This window comes from Kurthia sp. FSL E2-0154 (assembly GCF_038003625.1).
GTDB classification, from domain to species: Bacteria; Bacillota; Bacilli; order Bacillales_A; family Planococcaceae; genus Kurthia; species Kurthia gibsonii.
On record NZ_JBBOPO010000001.1, the window covers coordinates 689,847 to 708,784 of the forward strand.

Here is an 18,938-nt window from a genome sequence, read left to right on the forward strand (position 1 = left end):
ATGAATATAAAGTTTGAACATTTTGTGACAATTGCGTATAATAAGCATATCAAAGAAAAAAGGAGCTTGCAGATGAACAGAGATTTAGAAGACAGTATTTCACCATACAATCCCACGCAAGTTTTGAGGAGTGTATGGAGCATGTCATTCGAAAAGATAGAATTAATAAATAAGATGTAGTGTTTTACAAAAGAACGATTGAAAAAATTTTGTATAGAAAAATACATAAACATACCATTCGTGCATCTTTTGTAAATTCACATACCGCCAAATCATCAGCAAGCACATATTTTACGATTTGGAGGGATTAAGATGCAAAAAGTATACTTACAAAAATTAGACATTTTCTATGCAGAAAGAATGTCACAACTAATTAGCGAACTAGCAGTAAGAGAACCACTCGGCTTAACAGAAAATGAAACATCTGTTGCGTCAATGATGGACTTCATTCGTGAAATGCAATTAGAAGAAATGATGGGAAATCATGTTGCACGTATGATTATGAATGAGGATTTTGAGTTGATTGGTGTCATTACATTACACAATATAGATGAAGAGATGCAAACAAGTCATATGAGTACTTGGATTGGTGAACCATACTGGGGAAAAGGGTACAATCGCTTAGCAAAAGAGAAGATGTTTTATCATGCTTTTATGGAACGTCATTTACGTACAGTATTTGCAGGTGCGCGTGTTGAGAATTTCCGATCACGTAAAGCACAGCGTAAACTACCTTATATGCGTTGTAATGTAGAGCGTATATATCCAGAAGAGTTACTGCGATTAGAACGTCGCGAACAAGCATATTGTATTCTTAATGCAGTTGAACGAACAGATTTTTTAAACTGGTATTATCAGCGTGTGGCAATCTAGTTGGAATGTCACACTTTTCAGATTCCCTTTACTTCAATGTAATTCCTATTATAAAATGGAGAGAGCGTTGCAATGAATAGGGAGGATTTTATGAAGATGAAAAAAATTGCAGCCATTATTGTAGGAAGTATTCTATTTCTATCAGTGGCTGTTTTTATAATGCTCAAGTTTATGAATCCAACAATTGGCAAAGAAACAAACGAAAAAGAATATGAAGGGCAACAATTTTTAAAAGAGCAAAAATTAGGATTTTATATTTCAAATGAAGCAAAATCATTAGAAGAGGATAAGACAAAGGGATATGTTTTATTCCTGGACAAAAATAATGATATAACAGAACATGAAATTCAACCAGTTGAATACGGTGGCATTACTTTTGCAAATAATCGTCTGATGATAGAAGAGTCGAATCAAATGACTTTGACCGAATATATTACGAAAAAGACAACATTTGAAAAGCCAGATTATCGCGGTATGCATAATGGTTATTTACCGAAAACAGAACAGTACTATAGTTTATGTAATAGTGGATTAAGTGAAAAGCATGATTATAAAATGACGGTTCGTTATGCAGGAGAAGATGGTCAATTTAAAAAGTTCATTATTCCCAAATTTGTATCGACAGCTGGTGAAGAGGGTGACCAAGTAATTGTCCTGACACAAGATTTAATCTCAGGTGCCTTTCAATTACAGCAAACACCACTCGAAGAAAAAGCAAAACTACAAAAGATTACAGATTTAAATTTAAAAAGTCCAATGGATTTAGATGCGATTGCACCTATACTCGTTACAAAAAAGGCATATTATCTCGTCATGTCCCGTTATGTTTCAGAATCATATGAGGACATTATAGTGTATGAAGTGAATCGCAAAACAAAGGATGTTAAAGCAACTGTCTTAGCGAAGTATCGCTCAGAAAAAGAGACAACATCAAGTCTACCACTTAGCTTTAATGATAGTGCGATCATGTACAAAGGTGGTTTATATTATTTAAATGGTATGGGACAAGTTTATCGCTATGATTTAAAAACAAAACAAATAGAAAAAATTTTAAAATTAAAGGACCAAGCAAAAGATAAGAATCATATGCAAGCTGTTTTCTATGAAGGTAAATTGCATATCGTATATGTGAAAAATGGTAATACATATTATGATCAATATCATTTAAAAAAGAAAAAACGCGTGCAACATCAAGAAATTAAAAATATTGAACGCTACTTGAAAAATGATGCGATGATTTCAGATTTAACCATCATAAAATAGTGAGAATGAGAAATTGTAGAATAGGACAATTTCTCATTTTTCGGCTCTTTGTCAAATGACGTTGGTGAGACTATTTAACAGAATAAACGAGTCGGTTTTTCGAGCGAGCTGTGTTTCATTTATGAAACGCAGCTCGCTCTTTTCAATTTGAAATGAATGAAGATTCGTTGACGGTAGTTCGTGAAATTACGATACCCATAGGCAACACGATTTAAGACTTTGATTTTATTATGGATGCCTTCAATTCTTCCGTTATTGAATGGATACATAAAACTGTTTTCAATGGAACTTAAGTGATGTTTTAGTGTGCGTATACTTCTTCTAAAATCAAGTGAAATTTCTTCGTGTAAAGGCTGTTTTAAGAGCGTTTGTAAGGCGTTTATATCTTTTTCTTTCATGGCGTTTAATAGGGATTGATACAGTGTATAGTTGACTTGTAAACGTTCATCATAACTCAATAATGTATCGACAACGGTCCTGTCAAGTCGTTTGCCCAAATAACCCAAACGGTTTATAAACGGCGTAGGTTAGGTCTTTTTCGTTTTTTAAAAGTAGTTTCCAATATCTTTTCAGTCGACGATATTTCTTCTGATCTTCGTTGTGCCCGCGTCTAAAACCATTCATGACTTGGATTCGCAGTTGATTCATCGAACGACTGATCAATTGAACGAGATGGAATCGGTCGATGATGATCTTCGCTTTTGGAAACAGTTCTTGTATGAGTTTTTCATATCCGGCATTCATATCAATCGTAATGGTTTTGACCGAACAGCGTTCACGATAGCTGTAACGCGTGTAGAAATGGTTCTTAATATGAAAACTGAAGCGACTCGGTAAAATATCCAAAATCGTGCCTGTTTGGGCATCAATATATTGAAAAGCCATGCGCCCTTTGGCATATTTAAATTCATCGAACGACAGGTTTTCCGGTAGTCGATTCGTTGGTTTCAGGCATTCATTCGCATACGCTTGAATAAAGCGTTGCACAGAAGACACCGAAATCATCGCATCTTGGGCAATCAACGTGATGGATTGCGCTTCGGTCGCTTTCATCGTAACGCGTGCTTTCGTTTGATTGGAAATAAAACAATGGCGATCGACAATAGACGAACGCGCCACGAAAGTACATGAACAGCTTTTACAAAAGAAGCGCTGTTTTTTGAGTAAAAGGAAGGTACGATGCACCCCCGTGAGTGGCAACGTGATGCGGGATGTTTGTGTCCCGTTTTTAATCACGGAAAAATGTTCATTTTTCATACCACAAACCGCGCAATGGGTCGGTATATAGGTAAGTGTAGCGGAAATAAATTTACATACCTTTCCTCTATCTTGCTTTATTTCCACACATGCATCGGAAAAAGTGATGTTTGGGTCTTGTATATCTAGTAAATTTTTAATATCATGAGTAGTATGCAAGTGAGTCTCTCCTTTAGTATGGGTTTTAGTCGACTTTTATTCTATCGGGAAACTCACTTGTTTTCTATGGTTTTATATAAAAAAATAACGCAAGTGAAGTTCCAGCACCGATCTCATGTGAGTTCGGTGCTTTTTTCTTCACCAACGTTATTTATTGTAGAGCCCATTTTTCATATAGAAGGGTTTGAAGTAATTGTTTATTTGTATTCATGCACATCATTCAAATCAGAAGTGGATGGACGCCGTATTACCGGGCGATTAATTACAGTATGTTGTCATCGGAAATTTACTAGCATGCACAGAACGTCTGCAAGTAGAAAAAAAGGTATTTGAAAAGCTAGAAAGTTTATGTGAGAATCAAAAACCAATTGCTATTTTTATTACATGTGAGTTAATTTCATAATTCCAATCCCTTTGTTATCAAGGGGTAAAATTAAATAAAAATGAGGCACCTCCCCAAATTCGGTATAATGGTAGCGACTAAACAACCCACCCGAAAGGAATGATGCCTCATGACTATTGTAAAACAAATTAGCCTGTTTGACATCCAAGAATTATTCGAAATGGAAAGTTCGCACCGATTTGATGCCATTTTCTCCACTTTCGATGTACAACCTATCTTTCATCTCTTTTCTAAAAAGACAATGCGTGGTGCTCCACGCGAATGTAATTACGGGGCCATGATTCAATCATTAATAGTACGTATCGTCGAACGTATTCCAACAATAAAGGACTTAGTCAAACGTTTAGTCAACGACCCTTTATTCCGTTTGGATTGCGGATTTCTTGTTTCGGATTCAGTTCCGTCAGAAGCGTCATATTCTCGTATGATTGATGTCATTAGTCAATCTGATGTACTAGATTTCATGCAGGATCAACTTATCCTAGCCGCTTTGACGGAAGGATTTCTCGAAGACGAGTGTCTCGGTTTTGATGCAACACACTTCGAATCACGTGATGCCTCAAAGCCTTCAGAGAAAAAAGAAGCAGCTCCACCAAAAAAACGTGGTCGAAAAACGTCTGAAGAACAAGCGATTTGGTTAGCTGAACAATCTGAGATTGAGGTCAATCAAACAACCTATGAAAAGAAGCTAGAAGCTCAGTTGACGATTCCGACGAACACACTTTGGCAAGATATCCCCATTGAACCGAAGTGGGGAATTAAGAAAAATAGTAATGGCAAAAATACGTTCTGGTATGGCTTTAAGGGACATTTAGCTGTTTCAACTAAAAGTCAATACATTGTCGCTCGCATCATGTCCTCAGGGAATTTAAGCGATAGTAAAGCAGCTATACCCTTGTTGAAAAAAATCGCAGACTTCTTGCCAAATCATTTCGCTACCGCAATTTTTGATGCAGGATATGATTACGAGCCAATTTACCGTCAAATATTAAATCAAACAATGCGTGCTGTTATTCCGTATAATGTCCGACGAGAGAGCGAAGTAATTGGATTTGACCAACATTTCCGCCCAACCTGTGTGCGCGAACATAGTTATCGTTATGACAGCTTTGATGAAAAATATCAGACACTCAAATTCACAAGACCAAAGGAATGTGAAACTTGTCCATTACGCGATGATTCCCTATGTCAAAAGGTTTTCAAAATAAAATGCGAAACAGATATTCGTAAGTATACGTCTCCAGCACGTGGCTCAGATTTATGGAAGAAACTCTATAAAGAACGTACGGCAGTAGAACGTGTAAATGCTTATTTAAAGCAATATTTCCAGTTAAATAACATCCGTCACAGAACAGGTCGCAAAGCAAAATTGCATTTCAATCTAGTGACGTTTATTTATAATGCCTGTAAGTTAGCAGTTGACCGCATCAATTCGCAATTAAGTCATGCAAAAGTACCTGCATAAATTTTAAAAACGATAGTTTTTACATCGGAGCAATCTAAGCTCTTGAAAAAATCGAATTATGAAATTGATTCATGTACGTATTTTGCTGCACATCTACCAAAAGAGTATAAAGTACTGCTCATTCCATTAGATGCTTTATTATTTGAACAACTAGCTATATTACTCGCTATTCAAATCGTCTTTACAAATCCTGGGACAGTTGAACCAACAATGGCTAGATATCAATCGTGGCAACCAGAAAATCAGCAAGTAACTGTACATGTAATACCTAACGTATTTCAATATATTGAACAAGAAAAGTGGGAAGAATACGCACAGAAAATTACGCAGTTTGTAGCTAATTTACCACAGGAAATTCCGACTGCTTTTGCACAGCTATCAATGGAATGTGCCATTCGTACAGATGACTATAGTTGCTTGACAGCATTGCCTAAAACCGTTCAAAAATTGAAATCTTTTGCATAGAAACAGAACAAGGAATCATCTATACTAAGGTGGATATAAAAGAATCATAAAGGAGGATGTTCTAATTGTCAGTAAACATCACGCTCTATGCATCATTAGAAAGTCCAACAACGATTTTTGAAAAAATAATGGAACAAAAACAAGATCGTTATATAGTAGAATTTGGGGAAGAAACACTCCAAATTTTTAAAAAAGGTCTATTTAAAAAGAAATTAATTGGACAATTCACACATCGAACTCGACAACAAGAAGATGCCAATCAATTTACACAAGGTTTAATCGGATATATTCATCAAGAAATACATGGTGATGAAGCAATTAAACAAAAGTTGCTTATTCAAGGCGAACATACGAATGTTATGCTCGGTTGCATGATTGAAGAAGATGAAGCAGAAGCATTTTTCCCTTCGTATTTTCAATTCATTCAACAATTGAATGGTTTCATCTATGTACCATCAGGCGATATTATTTCGGTTGACGGACAAGAAATTGCAAATGGTGAAGGGCAAATTGTTGCTGAAGATTTCACCGTACAAGTAGCAAAACGTGAATTGAAACCATTATTTGACGTAACAGAAACAGTTGAAAATCAGGGAAGACGTGTAGCCACGATTGCTAAAATAAAGGCAAGACATATTCCTTATACGGAAAATCTCTCGCTATTACCAGACTCAAAACAAGTGCGCATGCGCTCAGCAGAAGAAATTGCGAGACGTGCTGTAGTCGTGTTAATTCTTATTCAATTTGTTCGTGAATTATTAGATGAAAAAGAAGAAACGAATTTAAAAACGTCAAAACGCATTGCAGAAGTCTTTTTAAATCGCTACGGTGTAAAGATGAATTTAACAGCTGAAGAAGAAGCTTTTTTAGCGCAAGAAGACTATACACAACAAGAATTAATTAATAAAATGTGGCTATATGAAGCCGTATGGGTGATGTTATGGAGTATTCATCTAGTTGAAGAATTAGTTGAGCCAACACAGATTTGCGATGTAGAACACACATTAAATCTTTTAATGAATTACACAAATATTGGTGAGTTATTACAAGATGCGGAAGCACGTGACGTAACAGAAGTATTAAATCGTATGGATGAAAACTATTTATATCACTGGGCATGTACAGAAGCACGCTTACAAGGTAAAGAATCACCAGCTGATTTAGATGATGGTGTTGTACTTGAACGTCAACGGGCATTCAATTGGATGACACAATTACATGAAGAACAATGGGATGATGTAACTGTTTATTCTTAAGATAAAACAAGGTCTATTTTGTTAGCGAAATAGATCTTGTTTTTATTTTGTTTAAAAAGAAAATCAACTAAATAGATGACTTGTATTGTATAAGTAATCAAGGTTCATTAGTTTTCCTTTTATTTCAAAATAATGAATTTCACGATTTAAAGCGTTGAATTGAAGATAAAATAAAACATATATTGTATAAAAACCTTTTTATACAATATATTTAAAAAGTTGGCTTTTTTTGTAAAGATATTGTAAAATAAAAACAAGAATTTTCAGAAAATTAAATCGGGGGCTACTTACTATGAATAATGAACCGAATGAATTGCTTAGAGTCCACAATTTAGAAACGACTTTTTTCACAGATGATGGTGCAGTGCCAGCAGTAGATGGTATTTCATTTACATTGAGAGAAAGAGAGATTCTTGGGATTGTTGGAGAGTCTGGCTCGGGAAAAAGTGTGACATCTCTTTCGATTATGGGATTAATTCCTTCACCACCTGGCAAAATTACAAATGGTGAAATTCAGTTTGGTGGTAGAGATTTAACAAAATTAAAAGAAAAAGAGATGCGAAAGATACGAGGAAATGATATCGCGATGATTTTCCAAGAACCGATGACATCACTCAACCCATTATTTACAATCGGTAAACAATTAAACGAAGCCATTTTATTACATAATAAAGGGTGGTCAAAAAAACAAGCGACTGCACGTGCCATCGAAATGATGAAATTAGTTGGATTACCGCGTGCTGAACAATTAATCAAAGAATACCCACATCAACTTTCGGGTGGTATGCGTCAACGTGTCATGATTGCGATGGCGTTAGTTTGTGACCCGCAAATTTTGATTGCGGATGAACCGACAACCGCACTTGATGTAACGATTCAAGCGCAAATTCTCGCGTTAATGCGCGACTTAAATGAACGTCTAAATACAGCAGTTATGCTCATTACCCATGATTTAGGTGTTGTAGCAGAAACATGTGAGCGCGTTATTGTCATGTACGGGGGACAAATTGTTGAAGAAGGTCCTGTAAAAGAGATTTTTGAATCACCGCAGCATCCTTATACAAAAGGATTAATTCAATCTGTTCCGGATATGCGCTATAAAAAAGAGCGATTGTATTCGATACCGGGAAATGTACCAAAGCCAGGTTCGATTAAAAAAGGCTGTCGTTTTGCAGCACGTTGTGAATATGCATTTGAGCGTTGCTTAAATGAAAATCCACAAATTTATCATACGAATGATCATCATATTTCAAGATGTTTCCTTGCAGAAGAAAAGGAGGTTGCACTGAATGACTGAACCATTATTAAAAGTTAAAGGATTAAAAAAATACTTTCCCATTAAAGCAGGTGTGATTGGTCGTCGTGTTGGAGATGTAAAAGCAGTCGATGATGTTTCTTTTGAAATTATGGAAGGTGAAACACTCGGTATTGTAGGAGAATCCGGGTGTGGAAAATCAACAACTGGTCGCTCCATTATGCGCCTCATTGAGCCAACTGCTGGTGAAGTTTATTTTGAAGGAAAAAATGTTTCGACAATGTCAAAAGAAGAATTACGAAAAGCAAGACGTGACATTCAGATGGTCTTTCAAGATCCGTATGCGTCGCTTAATCCTAGACATAATATTCAGAAAATTTTGGAAGAACCGCTTAAAGTGCATGGCATTGGTAACGACAAAGAGCGAAAAGAAAAGGTCGCAAAATTGCTCGAAATTGTTGGATTGAGTAGCTACCATGCAAGTCGTTATCCACACCAATTTAGTGGTGGACAGCGCCAACGTATTGGGATTGCACGCGCCTTAATGACAAATCCGAAATTGATTATTGCAGATGAACCTGTTTCAGCACTGGATGTATCGATTCAGGCACAAGTATTAAATCTAATGAAAGATTTACAACAAGAATTAAAGCTAACGTATATCTTCATTGCCCATGATTTAGGCGTCGTTCGCCACATAAGTGACCGAGTAGGTGTCATGTACTTGGGTAAAATGATTGAAATTTCTGAAAGTGAAGCGCTATATGAAAAGCCATTACACCCATATACACAAGCTTTACTAGCCGCAGTACCTGTACCTGATCCTGATTTTATGCGAGAAACGCAACTTTTAACAGGCGATATACCGAGCCCAGCGAATCCGCCAACAGGATGTGCGTTCCATACGCGGTGTCCTTTAAAAATGGAGCATTGTGACCAACGTGTTCCATTATTAATCGAAGTTGAACCTGGTCATTCTGTTGCATGCCATCTCTATACAGAGGCATTCAGCAATGATAATAAATAGAAAAGTTTTGGAGGGAATTGTATGAAGAAAAAGAGTTTTGTGTTCGTCCTACTCTTAATTCTCGTTTTATCAACTGCTTTAGCAGCATGTGGCGAGAAAAAAGATAGCGGTTCAGACGGCGACAAAAAAGAAAAAGTTCTTGTCTTTGGTCGTGGAGCTGACTCTGTAAAATTAGATCCAGCTGCTGTAACAGATGGTGAGTCACTGAATGTAACAAAAAATATTTTTGAAACATTAATCAATTTTGGTGAACAAAACACAGATTTAGTACCTGGACTTGCTTCAAAATGGGAAACATCAAAGAATGGCTTAGAATATACATTCGAGCTACAAAAAGGTGTTAAATTCCAAGATGGTACAGATTTTAATGCTGAAGCAGTTGTGAAAAACTTCGAGCGCTGGATGAATGGTAATGCTAAAAAGTTCCCATACTTCCAATCGATGTTCGGTGGTTTTAAAGGCGATAAAAATGCCGTTATTAAAGAAGTAAAAGCAGATGGTGAAGATAAAGTTATCATCACATTAAATTATCCGCAAGCACCATTTTTAAAGAACTTAGCGATGACGCCGTTTGCGATTGCATCGCCAACAGCACTTGAAAAAGAAGGTAAGAATTTCGAAAAGAAACCAGTTGGTACAGGTCCATTTACATTTGTTGAGTGGAAACGTAACGATTCCATTACATTGAAGAAGAATGAAGATTACTGGCAAAAAGGATTACCTAAACTAGATAAAGTCATCTTCCGTTCTATTCCAGATAACTCAGCACGTCTAAATGCTTTAACATCTGGTGAAATCGATTTAGCAGACGGTATTAACCCATCAGATGCAAAAATGATTGAAGATAATCCAAATTTACAATTATTCAAACGTCCATCTTTAAATGTTGGATACCTTGGTTTAACCGTAACACGTAAACCATTTGATGATAAAAAAGTACGTCAAGCTGTCAACTATGCAATTGATAAACAAGCGATTGTTGATACGTTCTATGAAGGACAAGCGGATGTAGCGAAAAATCCAATGCCACCAGTTATTAAAGGATTCAATGATTCGGTTGAAGACTATAAATATGATCCTGAAAAAGCGAAGAAATTATTAGCTGAATCAGATTATAAAGGTGAAACAATTGAACTTTGGGCAATGCCAGTGCCACGTCCATACATGCCAGACGGACAAAAAATTGCTGAAGCAATTCAAAAGAATTTAGAAGATGTTGGAATGAAATCTAAAATTGTCAACTACGAGTGGGGCACATATTTAGATAAAGCTTCAAAAGGTGAAGCAGATGCCTTCTTACTTGGTTGGACAGGTGATAATGGAGACGCTGATAACTTCCTATACACACTTTTAGATGAAGATAATATCGGTAGTAACAACTACACATTCTTCAAAAATGCTGAAACACACAAATTATTAAAAGAAGCGCAAAAAGAAGTAGATGAAGAAAAACGTGCGAAATTATACGAAAAAGCACAAGAAATTATCCATGATGAAGCACCTTGGGTAGCGATTGCTTACTCAACACCTTTATTGGCAGGTAAAAAAGAAATTACTGGTTTCAAAGCTCATCCAACAGGCTCTGACCGCTTTGACACAATTGATTTTAAATAAGTAAACATGCGCTGTCGCACAGAGTTGAACAGTGTGACAGCGCATATTATTTTAGGAGGTAACGTGTATGCTACGCTATACAGGAAAACGACTTTTACAATTAATCCCTGTCCTCTTTGGTATGACATTTATTGTGTTTATGATTGTACGAGCTATTCCCGGTGACCCAGCGAAAATCATCCTCGGTCAACAGGCAAGTAAAGAAGCTGTGGCTGCATTACGAGAAAGTTTAGGTCTCGATAATCCATGGTACATACAATACTTTAATTATCTAGGACAATTATTTACAGGTAACTTGGGAGAGTCGATTAAAACAGGTGAAGCTGTTAGTGCAGAAATCTACCCATATTTAGCCGCAACAATGGAATTAGGCTTTGTTGCAATGGTTATTGCTATTGTCATTGGCGTCAATGCAGGAATTGTGTCTGCATGGTTCCAAAATTCATGGTTTGATTATAGTGCGATGATTTTAGCACTAATTGGTGTATCGATTCCGATTTTTTGGTTAGGTTTATTAGGACAGTGGGCATTCAGTGTTGAACTTGGTTGGTTACCAACTTCCAATCGATTTGATCCACGAGATCCTGTTGAAGCCATTACGCATTTCTATTTAATTGATACATTAATTGAAGGGCGTTTTGATCAATTTTTAGATGTTGTGAAGCATTTAATTTTACCAGCGACTGCTTTGGCTACAATACCAATGGCAATAATTGCACGTATGACACGTTCAACAATGATTGAAGTGATGCGTTCGGACTTCATTCGTACAGCACGAGCGAAGGGACAAAAGATGTTTTGGGTTGTTTATAAACATAGTTTAAAAAATGCAGTCATTCCCGTATTAACAGTAATTGGTTTACAAACAGGACTTTTACTTGGCGGGGCTATTCTAACGGAAACCATCTTTAGTTGGCCAGGTATTGGACGCTATATTTATGATGCGATTAGTTCTCGTGATTATCCAGTTATTCAATCAGGTATTCTAGTTGTAGCATTCTTATTCGTCATGATTAATTTACTGGTTGATTTACTTTATAGTGTGATTGATCCACGTATTAAATACGATTAAGAGGAGGGAACAACATGACAGGTATTACACCCGAAATACAATTACCAGAAGAGAAAAGTAAGGCACGTAGTCCATTCCAAGATAGTCTACGAACTTTTCGGAAAAGTAAAGTAGCTGTAGTAGGCACAATCATTGTTGCTTTCTTCATCTTACTTGCTATTTTCGGTCCGTGGATTGCACCACAAGGGATTAATGAACAAAATTTAAAATTGCGACTCTTACCACCTTCTAGCGCACATTGGTTTGGGACGGACGTATTTGGACGCGATATTTTCTCACGCGTTATTTTAGGCGCAAGATTATCTTTACTAGTAGGTTTTGCGTCTGTTGCACTTTCCATTATTATTGGTAGTATATTAGGAATTTTAGCAGGTTATTACGGAAAATGGGTAGACACTATCATTTCACGTTTCTTTGATATCCTACTTGCCTTCCCAAGTATTCTACTGGCAATTGCAATTGTCACAGCACTCGGACCATCTTTATTCAATGCGCTACTAGCGATTGCGATTGTCAATGTACCAAATTTTGGTCGTCTTATTCGTTCTAAAGTATTAAGCATTAAAGAAGAAGAATTTATTACAGCTGCTCGTGCAGTCGGAATGCGTGATACACGTATTTTATGGGGACATGTATTACCTAATTCCATGACACCGATTATCGTACAAGGTACGCTCGCGATTGCCACAGCGATTATTGAAGCAGCCGCACTTGGTTTCTTAGGTCTTGGCGCACAAGCACCACAACCTGAATGGGGTAAAATGTTAGCAGATGCGCGTATTTATTTAATCAATGCACCGTGGACGATGATTTTCCCAGGTCTTGCGATTATGCTAACTGTACTCGGATTCAACTTAATGGGTGATGGTTTACGCGATGCTTTCGATCCAAAAATGAAAAATTAATACGAAAAAAGGACTTCGGCATAATCCGAGTCCTTTTTATTTTTAGAAAAAGTATTTGAAATATAAAAAGATAATCGCTGCGTACACTGCTGTCGCAATAACCATATGTAATGGATCTTTTGAACGGAAGCCTATAATACGGTTATACCATTTACGGTCGACAACGATTAATTTTACTTTATCAGGTAATGCAGAACGAAGTGTCGCAGAAGATACCCATGTTTTAACGATTAATTGTTCACCATTTGGACGTGTAAATGTGTAGCGTTGTGATAACGAAAACTGATCGTATTTCACCGTCTCAAACTCAGAAAATTTATAAGATGCTAATTCTTCAATCGCTAAAATTTTATCCGTTGTCGGTGTATCACGTGTTGGTTCAATAATCCGCACGAATAAAAAACGATCGACACCTGCTTTAAATAGTAAATGACTGGCACCAGGAACTTGTTTTGAATCCGTTTGTGCCACTTGATAACCTTTATATTGTTTATTTTTATTCATAAACTGTAAAATTTCATAGTTATTAATCATACATGCTGTCTCCTTTTCAATATACCTAGCGTAACATAGTTGAAAGCGAGTAAAAAACCCTCTCCTTCAACTTTCTATAGCATTTTTGTGAAGGTTTGAATTTCCTCAAATAATGTAAGGACAGAACCTGGAAAACGACGATTTTTTAAATAATATAAAAAAACAGGACGAGCTAAAATATTATCTTCAATCACACGATAGTCGAGTGTATCGGGAAAGGCATTTTTAATATAGTTTTCAGGCAAAATACTAATACCAAGTCCTTCATTCACAAGAAGTTTCGCCATTTCAAAGCGTTCAATTTGATAGTCAATTTTAGGTGTTAATTGTAATTTATCAAAAGCACTTAAAATCTGTTTACATGTTTCAAATTTCGGCATCCCTGTAATAAGAGAATCATCACATAAATCTTTCAATGTGATATGTTCTTTTTTAGCGAGTGGATGCTCCTTTTGAAAAATAACAACAAAGCGTTCTGTATAGAGCTGAATCCCTGTAATAGAAGGACTTTGAATGCGATGATTCGAAATCGCTGCGTGAATATGATATTTCTCAAGAGCTGTTACAACACGTGTGTTATACAGTGTATCAATCACTGAAAATTGAACAGCTGGATATTTCTTTGCGTAATCATACATAACCTTTGTAAACCAGCCATGTGCCGATTCAATCATGCCAAATACAATCTCGATTTCCTCTCCATGTACAATATCTTGAATTTCCTCATTCATAATTGAAAACTGTTCAAGTAAGGAAGTCGCACGTTCAAGTAGTAACTCACCTGTATCTGTTAATTTTAATTGTCTAGTCGTTCGTTCAAATAAAGAACTTCCAATCTCTTTTTCTAAATTCGCAATGGAATTACTAAGAGAAGGTTGTGAAATATGTAGCCCGAGCGCAGCTTTTGAGAAACTAAGTGTTTTGGCTACTGTCACAAAATACGTTAATTGCTTTAAATCCAAGTGAATCATCCCTTTCATTTATAGTTTGAAACTATAAATATATACAAAATCAGTATTAGTAATTATATATAACAGAAATTATACTAAGAATACGCTTTCATGTAAAAGTTTTAAAGGGGGAGAGTCTATGTATGATTCGAAAGTATCAGCTTATTGGAATGGACGTGTTGATAGCGAAATAAATGAAGAGAGTTTTCGTTTACATCAAGTTGTCACACAGAAGAAAATCGATGAGCTTGAACATAATGCAGCAGACCTTGTTCTAATGGGGTTTGTTTGTGAAGAAGGAGTAAGACGTAATCAAGGAAGACTTGGCGCAGCACAAGGGCCAAACGCTTTACGAAAAGGTCTTGCAAGCTTACCGAAGAATGACCAACATATTCAGAATATTGTGGACGTTGGCAATATTGTGTGTGAAGGACAAAAACTTGAACAAGCACAACAACAATTAGGGGACGCTGTTCAACAAGCACTACAAACGAATGCGAAATGTATCATTTTAGGCGGTGGACATGAAACATTATATGGACATTATTTAGGTGTACGTGCAGCATACGGTCAAGATGCTAAAATCGGTTTAGTTAATATTGATGCACACTTTGATTTAAGAAGTTACGATGAACAACCTTCATCTGGTACAATGTTCAAACAAATTTTAGATGAAGATGCAAATGCTTCTTACTTTGTTTGCGGTATTCAGCGCTATGGTAACACGAGAGAATTATTTAATCGTGCAGATGAGCTAGGCGTGACGTATTTATATGAAGATGAGATGACATTGGCAGATGTTTCGGTAGAATTCGACCGTTTTGCAAATGAATGTGATATTGTAATACTTACGCTTTGTACAGATGTGATTGAATCGGCACATGCACCAGGGGTTAGTGCGCCGTCACCATTCGGGCTACATCCGAAAATGGTTCGTTCTATTATTCAACTCGTTACACAACATAAAAAAACAACAAGCTTCAACATTTGTGAGGTGAATCCAGCACTTGACTCAGAGGGGATTACAGTTAAGTTGGGAGCCTATTTAACAAATGAAGCGATGATTGGAATTACAAGGGGGAAATAATATGTTAGAAGTCAATCAAATTACAACATTATTCATTGCGGTAGCGATGTTTTTATTAGGTACATTTTTAGTTCGTAAAGTCGGCTTTTTAAGTCGCTTCTGTATTCCAGCACCGGTTGTTGGTGGTTTAATTTTCGCAATCATTGCGACAACTTTAAAAGCAACAGGCGTTGTCGAAATTGCATTAGATACATCATTACAAAGTATCTTTATGATTACATTCTTCACAACGATTGGTTTAGGCGCAAGTTTTAGACTGGTACGCTTAGGTGGCAAATTATTAATTATTTATTGGATTGCTTGTGGTTTCTTAGCACTTATGCAAAATGTTATCGGCGTTAGTTTCGCTAAATTATTCGGTTTAGAGCCATTATTAGGTGTAATGGCAGGCGCGGTATCAATGGAAGGCGGACACGGAGCAGCTGCAGCATACGGTGAAACATTACAAGGATTAGGCGTTGACTCAGCGATTTCAATCGGTTTAGCAGCCGCAACACTTGGTTTAGTTGCTGGTGGTTTAATCGGTGGTCCAGTTGTTCAATATTTAGTGAAAAAATTTGATTTAAAACCAGTAGAAGTACCAGAAGAAAAATATGTTGAACAATACGAACATCCTGTAACTGAAAAATCTTTTATGAATCAAGTATTCTTAATTACATTCAGTATGGCAGTCGGTACATATTTAGGCGAATTATTCTCAAATACGACGGGCTTTGTATTACCAGGTTATGTCGGTGCGATGTTTACAGCTGTTATCTTACGTAATGTAATGGACCGCGTAAAACCAGGCTTTATTAATATGAAAGAGATTAATTTGATTGGCGATATTTCATTAGGTATTTTCTTATCCATGGCTTTAATGAGTATCAAACTTTGGGAAGTAGCAGGTGTAGCACTTCCAATTATCGGTATTGTATTCATTCAAGTCGTATTCATCACTGTTTTTACGATTTTTGTGTTATTCAGAGCGCTTGGCAAAGACTATGATGCAGCCGTTATGGTTGCTGGTTTCTTAGGACATGGGCTTGGTGCAACACCAAACGCGATGGCAAACATGTCAGCAGTTGTAAAGAAATTCGGCCCATCTCAAAAAGCATTTTTAATCGTTCCAATTGTAGGAGCATTTTTGATTGACGTATTTGGTATGCCGATCATCATTGCAACGATTAATTTATTCAAATAAAATGAAAAGGAAGCGCATCGTGGTGCGGTTCCTTTTTTGATTACTGAATGAAAGGGACAAATCTGAGTGCGAAAGGGAATTCTGCTCGTTGAAAGGGACAAAAGTCGGCGCGAAAGGGAATCCTGCTCGTTGAAAGGGACAAATCCGCGCGTGAAAGGGAAAGTGGTTCGTTGAAAGGGACAAAACTGTGTACGAAAGGGAATCCTGTTCGTTGAAAGGGACAAATCCGCGCGCGAAAGGGAAAGTGGTTCGTTGAAAGGGACAAATCTGAGTGCGAAAGGGAATTCTGCTCGTTGAAAGGGACAAATCTGAGTGCGAAAGGGAATTCTGCTCGTTGAAAGGGACAAATTCGAGTGCGAAAGGGAAAGTGGCTCGTTGAAAGGGACAAATCTGAGTGCGAAAGGGAATTCTGCTCGTTGAAAGGGACAAATCCGCGCGTGAAAGGGAAAGTGACTCGTTGAAAGGGACAAATCTGAGTGCGAAAGGGAATCCTGCTCGTTGAAAGGGACAAATCCGAGTGCGAAAGGGAATCCTGCTCGTTGAAAGGGACAAATCTGAGTGCGAAAGGGAAAGTGGTTCGTTGAAAGGGACAAATCCGCGCGTGAAAGGGAAAGTGGTTCGTTGAAAGGGACAAATCCGCGCGTGAAAGGGAATCCTGCTCGTTGAAAGGGACAAAAGTCGGCGCGAAAGGGAAAGTGACTCGTTGAAAGGGACAAAAGTCGGCGCGAAAGGGAATCCTGCTCGTTGAAAGGGACAAATCCGCGCGTGAAAGGGAAAGTGGTTCGTTGAAAGGGACAAATCCGAGCGCGAAAGGGAAAGTGGTTCGTTGAAAGGGACAAATCCGAGCGCGAAAGGGAAAGTGGTTCGTTGAAAGGGACAAAAGTCGGCGCGAAAGGGAATCCTGCTCGTTGAAAGGGACAAATCCGCGCGTGAAAGGGAAAGTGGTTCGTTGAAAGGGACAAATCCGCGCGTGAAAGGGAAAGTGGTTCGTTGAAAGGGACAAATCCGAGCGCGAAAGGGAAAGTGGTTCGTTGAAAGGGACAAATCCGCGCGTGAAAGGGAAAGTGGTTCGTTGAAAGGGACAAATCTGAGTGCGAAAGGGAATTCTGCTCGTTGAAAGGGACAAAAGTCGGCGCGAAAGGGAAACGTCGCTGTTGAAAGGGACAAATCTGAGTGCGAAAGGGAATCCTGCTCGTTGAAAGGGACAAATCCGAGCGCGAAAGGGAATTCTGCTCGTTGAAAGGGACAAATCTGAGTGCGAAAGGGAAACGGTCGCTGTTGAAAGGGAATCTTAACTATGCATAATACAATACACAAAAAAGAGAGACACCATGATTCGATTATTCCAAGAAAAAGATCGTCAGTCGCTTCAACAATTATTTTTAGAAGTACGAACAAAGCATTTCCTTTGGGAAGATGGGGCATCTTTTGAGCTACAAGATTTTGATTTGCAAACACAGGATGAAATTTTACTTGTTGCAGAAGATGAAAAAGGTATACTTCAAGGATTTTTGGCAATTTATGAACCAGATCAATTCATACATCATCTTTTTATTGCAAATGATACGTAAGGAAAAGGAATTGGTAAACAACTTATTGATGAAGCGGTTAAACGTTTCTGAACACCACTTACATTAAAGTGTGTAAGCAAAAATACAGCCGCCTTACAATTTACTTAAAAAACAACTTTTATAGAGTGGGAGAAGTTGATGCGAATCTACCGTATCATTTAATGCGCTTAGAATAAAGGAATTGAGCTGCTTTATGTAGAATACGAACAGTAATACGAATAGCGGTTGGGGGAATGTGGTTATGCTTCGTAAATTATTCGGAATGGTGCTCATTGTGTTACTTATTTATTTAATTATAAATTATTTACAAACTGGCGTATAATCAAAAAAGACTTTAGCGCGCGCGCCAAAGTCTTTTACATAATTATTCTTTTACTTCAAATTCCCAGTAAATATCTTTGGCATCTAATGTATTAGTTGGAACATACTTCACTGTATATTCCCCAGCGCCTTCCACATCATATTGAACTGCACCGTTTACGTCTGTACCTTTTTCGTAGTCACCACCAAGCCGCTTGGCCCCACCATAGAAAGCATCTAGCTCTTTGCCGTCTTTGTATAAACGGAATGACATAGATGAAATATACACTTTACGATCA

Annotated in this window: 18 protein-coding genes; 13 read left to right on the forward strand and 5 right to left on the reverse strand. The window is 37.3% G+C overall.

The features are described from left to right. Positions 1–312 precede the first annotated feature (312 nt). Together MHB75_RS03275 and MHB75_RS03280 are read left to right on the forward strand one after the other, a co-directional pair. On the forward strand, positions 313–873 hold the full coding sequence (locus MHB75_RS03275) for a GNAT family N-acetyltransferase (RefSeq protein WP_340995906.1): 561 nt from the start codon (positions 313–315) through the stop codon (positions 871–873). A 90-nt stretch (positions 874–963) separates the two neighbouring features. Beyond that, positions 964–2,136: a hypothetical protein gene (locus tag MHB75_RS03280; protein ID WP_340995907.1), complete on the forward strand. Its 1,173-nt coding sequence runs from the start codon at positions 964–966 to the stop codon at positions 2,134–2,136. Between the two features lie 119 nt (positions 2,137–2,255). Here the strand turns inward: MHB75_RS03280 and MHB75_RS03285 are convergent, their stop codons facing one another. After that, positions 2,256–2,633: a transposase gene (locus MHB75_RS03285; protein WP_340995908.1), complete on the reverse strand. Its 378-nt coding sequence runs from the start codon at positions 2,631–2,633 to the stop codon at positions 2,256–2,258. Next, complete coding sequence (locus tag MHB75_RS03290) at positions 2,617–3,393, reverse strand: ISL3 family transposase (protein ID WP_340995910.1); 777 nt, start codon at positions 3,391–3,393, stop codon at positions 2,617–2,619. Before MHB75_RS03290 ends, MHB75_RS03285 begins: the two co-directional genes overlap by 17 nt. Before the next feature lie 671 nt (positions 3,394–4,064). Here MHB75_RS03290 and MHB75_RS03295 point away from each other — a divergent pair. The 8 genes from MHB75_RS03295 to MHB75_RS03330 all read left to right on the forward strand — a co-directional run bounded on the left by MHB75_RS03295 (position 4,065) and on the right by MHB75_RS03330 (position 13,014). Continuing rightward, on the forward strand, positions 4,065–5,420 hold the full coding sequence (locus MHB75_RS03295) for a transposase (protein WP_109350943.1): 1,356 nt from the start codon (positions 4,065–4,067) through the stop codon (positions 5,418–5,420). Positions 5,421–5,462: 42 nt separating this feature from the next. Beyond that, a complete protein-coding gene (locus tag MHB75_RS03300; protein ID WP_340995911.1) occupies positions 5,463–5,885 on the forward strand; it encodes a hypothetical protein in 423 nt (140 codons plus the stop codon). A gap of 65 nt (positions 5,886–5,950) precedes the next feature. Further along, a complete protein-coding gene (locus MHB75_RS03305; protein ID WP_340995912.1) occupies positions 5,951–7,141 on the forward strand; it encodes a DUF4272 domain-containing protein in 1,191 nt (396 codons plus the stop codon). A gap of 292 nt (positions 7,142–7,433) precedes the next feature. Continuing rightward, entirely contained in the window at positions 7,434–8,438 is a 1,005-nt protein-coding gene (locus MHB75_RS03310) for an ABC transporter ATP-binding protein (RefSeq protein WP_141274491.1), read from the forward strand. Further along, positions 8,431–9,423, forward strand: a complete 993-nt coding sequence (locus tag MHB75_RS03315; protein ID WP_087682599.1) for an ABC transporter ATP-binding protein — start codon at positions 8,431–8,433, stop codon at positions 9,421–9,423. The genes MHB75_RS03310 and MHB75_RS03315 overlap by 8 nt, the downstream gene beginning before the upstream one ends. Before the next feature lie 21 nt (positions 9,424–9,444). Next, on the forward strand, positions 9,445–11,037 hold the full coding sequence (locus MHB75_RS03320; RefSeq protein ID WP_141274492.1) for an ABC transporter substrate-binding protein: 1,593 nt from the start codon (positions 9,445–9,447) through the stop codon (positions 11,035–11,037). 67 nt (positions 11,038–11,104) lie between these two features. After that, positions 11,105–12,109, forward strand: a complete 1,005-nt coding sequence (locus tag MHB75_RS03325) for an ABC transporter permease (RefSeq protein ID WP_068454132.1) — start codon at positions 11,105–11,107, stop codon at positions 12,107–12,109. A gap of 14 nt (positions 12,110–12,123) precedes the next feature. Beyond that, complete coding sequence (locus tag MHB75_RS03330) at positions 12,124–13,014, forward strand: ABC transporter permease (RefSeq protein WP_141274493.1); 891 nt, start codon at positions 12,124–12,126, stop codon at positions 13,012–13,014. Between the two features lie 42 nt (positions 13,015–13,056). On the opposite strand, the gene MHB75_RS03335 is transcribed toward MHB75_RS03330, so the two are convergent. Both MHB75_RS03335 and MHB75_RS03340 read right to left on the reverse strand, forming a co-directional pair. Next, the gene (locus MHB75_RS03335) at positions 13,057–13,548 is read right to left on the reverse strand and encodes a hypothetical protein (RefSeq protein ID WP_340995915.1); all 492 of its coding nucleotides are present in this window, start codon (positions 13,546–13,548) and stop codon (positions 13,057–13,059) included. Between the two features lie 74 nt (positions 13,549–13,622). Further along, on the reverse strand, positions 13,623–14,510 hold the full coding sequence (locus tag MHB75_RS03340) for a LysR family transcriptional regulator (RefSeq protein ID WP_068454123.1): 888 nt from the start codon (positions 14,508–14,510) through the stop codon (positions 13,623–13,625). 127 nt (positions 14,511–14,637) lie between these two features. Here MHB75_RS03340 and hutG point away from each other — a divergent pair, with 127 nt between their 5' ends. The 3 genes from hutG to MHB75_RS03355 all read left to right on the forward strand — a co-directional run bounded on the left by hutG (position 14,638) and on the right by MHB75_RS03355 (position 18,339). Beyond that, positions 14,638–15,585, forward strand: coding sequence for a formimidoylglutamase (hutG, locus tag MHB75_RS03345; RefSeq protein ID WP_340995917.1), 948 nt, complete (start codon positions 14,638–14,640; stop codon positions 15,583–15,585). Between the two features lies 1 nt (position 15,586). Continuing rightward, complete coding sequence (gene gltS / locus MHB75_RS03350) at positions 15,587–16,768, forward strand: sodium/glutamate symporter (RefSeq protein ID WP_340995919.1); 1,182 nt, start codon at positions 15,587–15,589, stop codon at positions 16,766–16,768. Between the two features lie 1,331 nt (positions 16,769–18,099). Next, on the forward strand, positions 18,100–18,339 hold the full coding sequence (locus MHB75_RS03355; protein ID WP_340995920.1) for a hypothetical protein: 240 nt from the start codon (positions 18,100–18,102) through the stop codon (positions 18,337–18,339). A gap of 364 nt (positions 18,340–18,703) precedes the next feature. Here MHB75_RS03355 and MHB75_RS03360 read toward each other — a convergent pair whose 3' ends face one another. Continuing rightward, complete coding sequence (locus MHB75_RS03360; protein ID WP_141275080.1) at positions 18,704–18,913, reverse strand: hypothetical protein; 210 nt, start codon at positions 18,911–18,913, stop codon at positions 18,704–18,706. Between the last annotated feature and the right edge of the window lie 25 nt (positions 18,914–18,938).

What these genes read in the sequence shown, in the direction of transcription:
- MHB75_RS03275 (WP_340995906.1), top strand. Translation starts at nt 313, where the DNA reads ATGCAAAAAGTATACTTACAAAAATTAGACATTTTCTATGCAGAAAGA.
- MHB75_RS03280 (WP_340995907.1), top strand. Translation starts at nt 964, where the DNA reads ATGAAGATGAAAAAAATTGCAGCCATTATTGTAGGAAGTATTCTATTT.
- MHB75_RS03290 (WP_340995910.1), bottom strand. Translation starts at nt 3,393, where the DNA reads ATGAAAAATGAACATTTTTCCGTGATTAAAAACGGGACACAAACATCC.
- MHB75_RS03295 (WP_109350943.1), top strand. Translation starts at nt 4,065, where the DNA reads ATGACTATTGTAAAACAAATTAGCCTGTTTGACATCCAAGAATTATTC.
- MHB75_RS03310 (WP_141274491.1), top strand. Translation starts at nt 7,434, where the DNA reads ATGAATAATGAACCGAATGAATTGCTTAGAGTCCACAATTTAGAAACG.
- MHB75_RS03315 (WP_087682599.1), top strand. Translation starts at nt 8,431, where the DNA reads ATGACTGAACCATTATTAAAAGTTAAAGGATTAAAAAAATACTTTCCC.
- MHB75_RS03320 (WP_141274492.1), top strand. Translation starts at nt 9,445, where the DNA reads ATGAAGAAAAAGAGTTTTGTGTTCGTCCTACTCTTAATTCTCGTTTTA.
- MHB75_RS03325 (WP_068454132.1), top strand. Translation starts at nt 11,105, where the DNA reads ATGCTACGCTATACAGGAAAACGACTTTTACAATTAATCCCTGTCCTC.
- MHB75_RS03330 (WP_141274493.1), top strand. Translation starts at nt 12,124, where the DNA reads ATGACAGGTATTACACCCGAAATACAATTACCAGAAGAGAAAAGTAAG.
- MHB75_RS03335 (WP_340995915.1), bottom strand. Translation starts at nt 13,548, where the DNA reads ATGATTAATAACTATGAAATTTTACAGTTTATGAATAAAAATAAACAA.
- hutG (WP_340995917.1), top strand. Translation starts at nt 14,638, where the DNA reads ATGTATGATTCGAAAGTATCAGCTTATTGGAATGGACGTGTTGATAGC.
- gltS (WP_340995919.1), top strand. Translation starts at nt 15,587, where the DNA reads ATGTTAGAAGTCAATCAAATTACAACATTATTCATTGCGGTAGCGATG.
- MHB75_RS03355 (WP_340995920.1), top strand. Translation starts at nt 18,100, where the DNA reads ATGATTCGATTATTCCAAGAAAAAGATCGTCAGTCGCTTCAACAATTA.
- MHB75_RS03360 (WP_141275080.1), bottom strand. Translation starts at nt 18,913, where the DNA reads ATGTCATTCCGTTTATACAAAGACGGCAAAGAGCTAGATGCTTTCTAT.